Below are 7,307 nucleotides of genomic sequence, written 5' to 3'. Positions count from 1 at the left end.
GTGATCAACTCCGGTACCGGTGCGGTTCATTCCTCCCTCCCGGGAGGGAGGAATGAACCGCACCGGTACCGGAGTTGATCACATCACCATCCGCGATCCCGAGGAGCTGCCATGTCCGACGCACCCGCCGTCCGTGAACTCCGTCTCGTCGTCACGGCCGAGGACTACGACGAGGCCCTGCGCTTCTACCGTGACGTCCTCGGTCTGCCCGAACGCGCCGCGTTCTCGTCGCCCGACGGCCGCGTCACCATCCTGGAGGCGGGCCGGGCCACGCTGGAGATCACCGACCCGAACCACGCCGCGTTCATCGACGAGGTCGAGGTGGGGCGCCGCGTGGCCGGACCGATCCGGGTCGCCTTCGAGGTCGACGACTCCACCGCCACCACGGCGAGACTGGCGGCGGCCGGCGCCGAGGTGATCGCCGAACCGACCCGCACCCCCTGGAACTCCCTCAACTCCCGCCTGGAGGCACCGGGCGCGCTCCAGCTCACCCTCTTCACCGAACTGGGCGACCAGGACTAGGGCGCGCGAGGCTCAGGGCACGCGAGGCTCAGGGCGCGCGAGGCTCAGGGCGTGCCCGGCGTCACCAGCCCGGTCTCGTACGCGCAGATCACCGCCTGTACCCGGTCCCTGAGCCCCAACTTGCCCAGCACATTGCTGACATGGGTCTTCACGGTGTGCTCGCTCACGAACAGGGACGACGCGATCTCGGCGTTGGACAGGCCGCGGGCGAGCATCCGCAGGGTCTCCACCTCGCGCGCGGTCAGCACGTCCAGGCGCTGCGGGGTGACGTCGGCCGCGGCCTCCTCCCGGCGGCGCCGCACGATGTCCGCGACCAGCCGCCGGGTCACCGCGGGCGCGAGCAGCGAGTCGCCGGCCGCGACCACCCGTACCGCGTGCACCAGGTCGTCGCGGCGCACGTCCTTCAGCAGGAAGCCGCTGGCGCCCGCGTAGAGCGCCTCGTACACGTACTCGTCCAGGTCGAACGTGGTCAGCATGACGACCTTGCACGCGGACTGCGCGCACACCCGCCGGGCCGCCTGGAGACCGTCCATCACCGGCATGCGGATGTCGAGCAGCAGCACGTCGGGCGTGTGCCGCTGCACCGCGGCGACCGCCTCCGCCCCGTCGCCGGCCTCGGCGACCACCTCGATGTCCGCCTGCGCCTCCAGGATCATGCTGAAGCCGCTGCGGACCAGCTCCTGGTCGTCCGCGACGACCACCCGGATGCTCACCCCGGCGCCGCCTGCCGGTCCACCACCGGAAGGCGTACGACGACCCGGAAACCGCCGTCCGGACCCCGCCCGGCACGTGCCTCGCCACCGCAGGCCGCGGCCCGTTCCCGGATGCCGATCAGCCCGTGCCCGCCGCTCCAGGCCGCGGGGCCCCGTCCGTCGTCTGTCACCGTCAGCGTCAACGCCTCCTCCGTCCAGTCGAGTTCGACGCTCGCGCAGGAAGCGTACGCGTGCTTGACCGTGTTGGTGAGGGCCTCCTGGATCACGCGGTAGACAGCGATGTCGGTGTCCGGCGGTAGCGGCAGCGGCGCGCCCTCGGTGTGCAACTCGACGCGCAGGTCCGTCGATTCGCGGACCTGTCGGACGAGCGCGGGCAGCGCCTTGATGCCCGGCTGCGGCGAAGTCCCGTTGCGCTGTTCCTCCTTGAGGACGCCGAGGATCCGCCGCAGCTGCGACATGGAGTCCCGCCCGGCCGCCGCGATCGCCTCGAACGCGGCCTCCGCGCGCGCCGGATCGCTGCGCACCACGACCGGCCCGGCCTCGGCCTGCACCACCATCAGACTCACCGCGTGCGCCAGGATGTCGTGCATGTCCCGGGCGATCCGGGCCCGTTCCTGCGCCGTCGCCCGTGCGGTGTCCGCGGCCCGCTCCCGTTCCAACCGCCGCGCCCGGTCCTCCAGTTCGGCGGTGTAGGCGCGCTGGACGCGGGCCAGCATCCCGAAGGCGTACGCGCAGGCGATGCTGAGCAGCTGGAAGGCGTACTCGAACGGCTGGGGGTCCGGCTTGTGGTGCATGACGAGCGAGACCCCGACCGCCCAGCCCACCACCATGAAGCGCCGCTGCCAGGGCTTTCCCTGGGCGGCCATGGTGTAGGCGATGACCATCCCGCCGTACATCACATCCGGGGGTGGCGCGTGGTAGAGCGCCTGGGCGGGGGTCGCGACCGACACCGCGCAGGCCGTCGCGAAGGGGGCGCGCCGCCGCCACACCAGCGGGAGCGCGGTGGCCGCGCCGAGCAGCCAGCCGAGCCAGGTGAGCCGGTCGTCCCCCTCGTCGGGGAAGATCCACTGGAGCGAGGCGGCGAACAGCACGAGCGCGGCGAGCGCCGTGTCGACGACGTACGGATGCGTCGTACGCAGCCGTGCGGCGACCGGCGTGAACCAGGGCTGGGCGGACATGAGCGGCTCCTCGGGGCAAGGGCCGTACCAGTATCGCGACGGGCGGGGCGGCCCGGCCTCGCCGGTGAGAGGGATATCCGGGGCTACCCGCCGGGCGTACTGCGACGCGGGGATCGCGACACGCCGGAAGTCGTACGCCGGTGACCATCTCCTCGGCGATCCGCGGGCCATCGACGACGTGGTGGCGTGGCTGGGGGACCGCTTCGCGGGGCGGCGGATGTCGGTCAACCGCTGAGCGAGGACGGCCGCCGTCCCGGCGCACCCGTCAACTGCCGGGCGAGGACGGTCGCCACCCCAGCGCCCGCGATATCCCCCGCGCCGCGACCCGTACCGCCGGCACCAGCACCGGGACCTGTGCGTCGACCTGTGGCACCACGATCGACACGGCGGCCGTCACCGCGCCGCCGGTCGCGCGGACGGGGGCGGCCACCGACAGGGCGTCGTCGGTGACCTGGCGGTCGCTCACCGCCACCCCGGTGCGCCGTACGTCGGCCAGGACCCGGCGCAACCGTGCCGGGTCGGTGATGGTGTACGGGGTGAAGGAAGCCAACGGGCCCGCGCAGTACCGCTCCTGGAACTCGGGGGACTCGTGCGCGAGGAGGGCGAGGCCGACGCCGGTGGCGTGCAGGGGCCAGCGGGCGCCGACCCGGATGTGCACGCCGACCGCCGAACGACCCGACAGCCACTCGATGTAGACGACCTCGCCGCCGTCCCGCACGGCCAACTGCACGTTCTCGTGGCTGGCTTCGTACAGGTCCTCCAGATACGGCAGCGCGATCTGGCGCAGCGCGAGCCCGCGCGGGGCGAGCGCCGCGACCTCCCACAGCCGCAGTCCGACGTGGTACACGCCGGACTCGTCCCGCTCCAGGGCGCCCCACTCGGTGAGGGCGCCCACGAGCCGGTGGGCGGTGGTGAGGGTCAGCCCGGCCCGCCGACTGATGTCCGAGAGGCTCAGTGCCGGGTGTTCGTGGTCGAACGCGGCGAGCACGGACAGCAGTCGGTCGGGCGCGGAGCGCAGCGTCATGGCCGGGCATCTCCCGGGTGGGCGAGGTCGTACGGGCGGGGGTAGGCGGTGGGCCGGTAGCTCACGTACCGGGGTTCCGTGGTGGGATCCTCCTGTGCCGCACGGGCGTTGAGGGATTGCGGCGAGGCGTCCCAGCGGCCGGTGTCCAGACGGTGTTCCAGGGTGTGCAGGGCGCCGATCATCTCACCCGTGGTGAAGGTGCAGTGGCCGGGCCCGTCGACGTAGGCCTGGCTGAGCAGCCTGCCGGAGTGCGCCGCGGTGGCGGCCCGTCGGTAGGCGCTCTCGGCCTGGACGGGGATCAGCGCGTCACCGGTGGTGTGGATGTTCAGCTGGGGGTCGCTGAGCCGGCCCGAGAGGGCGCTGGTGCGCCGCATCCACCGTACGGCGTCGGTGTCGGCGGAGATCCGGGGTTCCCGGTCGAGGGTCGTGAGGTCGGTGCGCAGGGAGAGTCCCGCCTCCTTGTAGAGCTCCGTCACCTCCTTGAACAGCGGGGACCGGGCGAGCATCGCGGTGTAGTCGACGCCCGTGTTCCAGGACATGTTGCCGCCGGCCCGGCTCTCGGCCTCCTGCCGCCAGCTGAAGGCGGGCAGCCTCAGGAGGCCGGAGACCGCCGCGTACTGGTTGGCCTGCTGGGCGTTCCAGTCGGTGGGGGCGGGTTCGGTCTGGGAGGCGTCGTTGTGGCCGGGGATGTTGTGCAGGGCGGCGGCCAGCGCGATCCGGGCCCGGCCCGCGGGGGTCTGCTGGGCTTCGGTGACCTTCGCGGAGAGCGCGTTCGCGGCACCGACGGCCGCCGACTGGTCGGTGAAACCGGCGAGTGGGATGTCGGTGTCCGGCGCGAGCAGGGTCTTGAGCGCGAACACCGGGTCCAGGGTGCTGTTCCAGTTCGCGACACCGCCCTGCACCAGACCGCACATCGACAGCGAGCCGTCGAACCGGTCGGCGTGCCGTTCGGCGAGGGTCGTCGTGACGAAACCGCCGTACGAGGTGCCCCAGGCGATCGTCTTCCGGGCCGCGCCGAACTTCTCCGTGAACAGGTCCAGGGTGGCCAGTTGGTCCGGTACGGCGTCGGTGATCGCCCAGCCGTTCGTCGCGTACGAGGAGCCGATCAGCGCGTAGCCCTCGTCGAGGAGACGGGCGAGGGCGGCCGGGCCGGGCGCGTTCTGCGCGGCGAGGGGAGCCGGCACGGGGCGGTAGCCGTGGCTGTAGAGCAGCACGGTGCCGTTCCAGTCGGCGGGAACGTCCATCAAGTACTGGGCGCCCGAAGGGAGTTGCCCTTCGAGGTGGGTGTCCGTGGCGGCTGCCTGTGCCGGGACGGCGACGGTTGCGCACAGGGTCGCGGTCAGTACGGCGAGAGCGGTGGGGGTTCTCAACACGGGGTCCCTTCCGATGCGGGGCGGGGGTGTGGGACGCGAGTGAAGTTAGGCAATGCTCGTATCGCCGTCAATCACTTGCACAACATCAGTTGAGTCCGTCCTCCGCGATCCGCAGCAGCAGTCCGTGCAGGGCCTCCCGCTCGGTGGCGTCCAGCGGGTCCAGGAGCTCGTTCGTCACCCGCAGGCCCGCCTCGTCGGTGTCGCGCAGGAACGCGCGGCCGTCCCCGGTCAGGACGACGATCCGGCTGCGGCGGTCGTCGGGGGAGGGGCGGCGCTCGGCGAAGCCCAGCTTCTCCAGGTCGTCGACCAGGCCGACGATCGCGCTCGGGTCGTAGCCGAGCCGATGGCTCAGCTCGCGCTGGAGCGCGCCGTCGGAACCGGCGAGGAAGCGCAGCACCGCGTAGTGGCGCAGTCGCAGCCCCGACTCCTGGAGGAACGTGTTGAACAACTGACCCGAGCGCAGCCCCAGGCGGTACAGCAGATAGCCGGTGTCGGCGTGCAGTCCGCGCATCCACGGCTCGTCCGCGTCGATCGGGCTCGGGTTCGTGACGTGCTGGCGTGTGATGGCGGGCTCCCTGGGTCGGTCTGTCGTGCAGATTTCAGCATGACGCACCCGTAGGTCATCAACAACTATTGACGTCAACAATTATTGCTCTTAGCTTCGATCTCGAAGTCGTATTCCATGTGAAGGGACCTCCCCCGTGCCCAGCATCGATCTCTCCGGCAAGGTCGCCGTCGTCACCGGCAGCGGCCGTGGCCTCGGCCTCGCCTATGCGCACGCCCTCGCCGCCCACGGTGCCTCCGTGGTCGTCAACGACATCGACGAGGCGGTGGCCGAGGCGGCCGTGAAGTCCATCGCCGAGGCCGGCGGCACGGCCGTCGCCGAGGTCGTCCCCGTCGGCACCACGGAGGCCGCCGAGCGGCTCGTGAACCGGGCCGTCGCGGAGTTCGGGCGGATCGACATCCTGGTCACCAACGCGGGCATCCTGCGCGACAAGGTGCTCTGGAAGATGACCGACGACGACTTCGACGCGGTGATCACCACCCACCTCAAGGGCACCTTCACCTGCGCCCGCGCCGCCGCGGTCCGCATGCGCGAGCAGGGCGAGGGCGGCTCCATCGTCCTGGTCGGCTCCCCGGCCGGACAGCGCGGCAACTTCGGGCAGACGAACTACGCCGCCGCCAAGGCCGGTATCGCCGCCTTCGCCCGCACCTGGTCCATGGAGCTGGGCCGCGCCGGCATCACCGTCAACGCGATCGTGCCGGTCGCCGCGACCGCGATGACCGAGACGATCCCCGCCTTCGCCCCGTACATCGAGGCCATGCGGAACGGTGAGCCGCTCCCCGACTTCCTCCGCAAGGGCGAGGGCTTCGGCACCCCCGAGGACTGCGCGGCCCTCGTCCCGTTCCTCGCCTCGGAAGCCGCCCGCTCCATCACCGGGCAGGCCATCGGCATCGGCGGCGACAAGGTGGCACTCTGGTCGCATCCGCAGGAGATCAAGGCGGCTTACGCCGACGGCGGCTGGACCCCCGACACGCTGGCCGACGCCTTCCCGACCTCGGTCGGCGCCGAGCTCCAGTCGGTCGGCATCCCGGCGCCGAAGTTCCCGGAGGCGTGATGGACATCAATGAGCTGGTCGCCATCGACGTACACACCCACGCGGAGGTGTCCTCCAAGGGCCACTCCTCGCTCGACGACGACCTGCACGACGCCTCCTCCGCCTACTTCAAGGTCGAGGGCAAGCGGAAGCCGACCCTTGAGGAGACGGCGGCCTACTACCGCGAGCGGAAGATGGCCGCGGTCATCTTCACGGTGGACGCGGAATCGGCGACCGGCACCGCGCCCGTCCCCAACGAGGAGGTGGCGGAGGCGGCGGCCGCCAACGCGGACGTCCTCATCCCCTTCGCCTCCATCGACCCCTTCCGCGGCAGGGCGGGGGTCAAGCAGGCCCGCCGGCTGGTCGAGGAGTACGGGGTGAAGGGCTTCAAGTTCCACCCCAGCATCCAGGGCTTCTTCCCCAACGACCGTTCGGTGGCGTACGACCTGTACGAGGTCATCGAGGAGACGGGCACGATCGCCCTCTTCCACACCGGGCAGACGGGCATCGGCGCGGGTGTGCCCGGAGGCGGCGGGATCCGGCTGAAGTACAGCAATCCCCTCCACGTCGACGACGTGGCCGCCGACTTCCCGCACCTCAAGATCATCCTGGCGCACCCGTCCTTCCCCTGGCAGGACGAGGCCCTCGCCGTGGCCACGCACAAGCCGGGCGTCCACATCGACCTGTCCGGCTGGTCGCCGAAGTACTTCCCGCCGCAGCTCGTGCAGTACGCGAACACCCTGCTCAAGGACAAGGTCCTCTTCGGCTCCGACTTCCCCGTCCTCACCCCCGACCGCTGGCTCGCCGACTTCGAGAAGCTGTCGATCAAGGACGAGGTCAAGCCGAAGATCCTCAAGGAGAACGCCGCCCGTCTGCTCGGGCTGACGAAGCCGTAAGGG

General features: G+C 71.3%; 9 protein-coding genes. 4 read left to right on the top strand and 5 right to left on the bottom strand.

Features of this window, described 5'->3' with window-relative positions:
• Nucleotides 1–111 precede the first annotated feature (111 nt).
• The gene (locus HLK59_RS04130) at nucleotides 112–522 is read left to right on the top strand and encodes a VOC family protein (RefSeq protein ID WP_171139814.1); all 411 of its coding nucleotides are present in this window, start codon (nucleotides 112–114) and stop codon (nucleotides 520–522) included.
• Between the two features lie 44 nt (nucleotides 523–566).
• Here HLK59_RS04130 and HLK59_RS04125 read toward each other — a convergent pair whose 3' ends face one another.
• Both HLK59_RS04125 and HLK59_RS04120 read right to left on the bottom strand, forming a co-directional pair.
• Nucleotides 567–1,235, bottom strand: coding sequence for a response regulator transcription factor (locus HLK59_RS04125; RefSeq protein ID WP_171139813.1), 669 nt, complete (start codon nucleotides 1,233–1,235; stop codon nucleotides 567–569).
• A complete protein-coding gene (locus tag HLK59_RS04120; RefSeq protein ID WP_171139812.1) occupies nucleotides 1,232–2,413 on the bottom strand; it encodes a sensor histidine kinase in 1,182 nt (393 codons plus the stop codon). Before HLK59_RS04120 ends, HLK59_RS04125 begins: the two co-directional genes overlap by 4 nt.
• Between HLK59_RS04120 and HLK59_RS04115 the strand changes: the two genes are divergently transcribed.
• Nucleotides 2,412–2,648 carry a hypothetical protein gene (locus HLK59_RS04115; RefSeq protein ID WP_171139811.1) on the top strand — a complete coding sequence of 79 codons (237 nt, stop codon included), beginning with the start codon at nucleotides 2,412–2,414 and terminating at the stop codon, nucleotides 2,646–2,648. The genes HLK59_RS04120 and HLK59_RS04115 overlap by 2 nt on opposite strands.
• Nucleotides 2,649–2,678: 30 nt before the next feature.
• Here the strand turns inward: HLK59_RS04115 and HLK59_RS04110 are convergent, their stop codons facing one another.
• The 3 genes from HLK59_RS04110 to HLK59_RS04100 all read right to left on the bottom strand — a co-directional run bounded on the left by HLK59_RS04110 (nucleotide 2,679) and on the right by HLK59_RS04100 (nucleotide 5,321).
• Nucleotides 2,679–3,437, bottom strand: a complete 759-nt coding sequence (locus HLK59_RS04110; protein WP_171139810.1) for an IclR family transcriptional regulator — start codon at nucleotides 3,435–3,437, stop codon at nucleotides 2,679–2,681.
• Complete coding sequence (locus tag HLK59_RS04105; protein ID WP_171139809.1) at nucleotides 3,434–4,807, bottom strand: prolyl oligopeptidase family serine peptidase; 1,374 nt, start codon at nucleotides 4,805–4,807, stop codon at nucleotides 3,434–3,436. The genes HLK59_RS04110 and HLK59_RS04105 overlap by 4 nt, the downstream gene beginning before the upstream one ends.
• 88 nt (nucleotides 4,808–4,895) lie before the next feature.
• A complete protein-coding gene (locus tag HLK59_RS04100; protein ID WP_171139808.1) occupies nucleotides 4,896–5,321 on the bottom strand; it encodes a MarR family transcriptional regulator in 426 nt (141 codons plus the stop codon).
• A 190-nt stretch (nucleotides 5,322–5,511) separates the two neighbouring features.
• Between HLK59_RS04100 and HLK59_RS04095 the strand changes: the two genes are divergently transcribed.
• A complete protein-coding gene (locus HLK59_RS04095) occupies nucleotides 5,512–6,429 on the top strand; it encodes an SDR family oxidoreductase (protein ID WP_346779643.1) in 918 nt (305 codons plus the stop codon).
• On the top strand, nucleotides 6,429–7,304 hold the full coding sequence (locus HLK59_RS04090; RefSeq protein WP_171139807.1) for an amidohydrolase family protein: 876 nt from the start codon (nucleotides 6,429–6,431) through the stop codon (nucleotides 7,302–7,304). The genes HLK59_RS04095 and HLK59_RS04090 overlap by 1 nt, the downstream gene beginning before the upstream one ends.
• The last annotated feature ends 3 nt before the right edge of the window (nucleotides 7,305–7,307 follow it).

It is taken from the genome of Streptomyces sp. S3(2020), from assembly GCF_013044505.1.
In the GTDB taxonomy this organism is placed as follows: Bacteria; Actinomycetota; Actinomycetes; order Streptomycetales; family Streptomycetaceae; genus Streptomyces.
Note: the sequence above shows the minus strand (reverse complement) of the source record. Positions and strands in the feature narration are given on the sequence as shown.

What these genes read in the sequence shown, in the direction of transcription:
- HLK59_RS04130 (WP_171139814.1), top strand. Translation starts at nt 112, where the DNA reads ATGTCCGACGCACCCGCCGTCCGTGAACTCCGTCTCGTCGTCACGGCC.
- HLK59_RS04115 (WP_171139811.1), top strand. Translation starts at nt 2,412, where the DNA reads ATGAGCGGCTCCTCGGGGCAAGGGCCGTACCAGTATCGCGACGGGCGG.
- HLK59_RS04120 (WP_171139812.1), bottom strand. Translation starts at nt 2,413, where the DNA reads ATGTCCGCCCAGCCCTGGTTCACGCCGGTCGCCGCACGGCTGCGTACG.
- HLK59_RS04110 (WP_171139810.1), bottom strand. Translation starts at nt 3,437, where the DNA reads ATGACGCTGCGCTCCGCGCCCGACCGACTGCTGTCCGTGCTCGCCGCG.
- HLK59_RS04100 (WP_171139808.1), bottom strand. Translation starts at nt 5,321, where the DNA reads ATGCGCGGACTGCACGCCGACACCGGCTATCTGCTGTACCGCCTGGGG.
- HLK59_RS04090 (WP_171139807.1), top strand. Translation starts at nt 6,429, where the DNA reads ATGGACATCAATGAGCTGGTCGCCATCGACGTACACACCCACGCGGAG.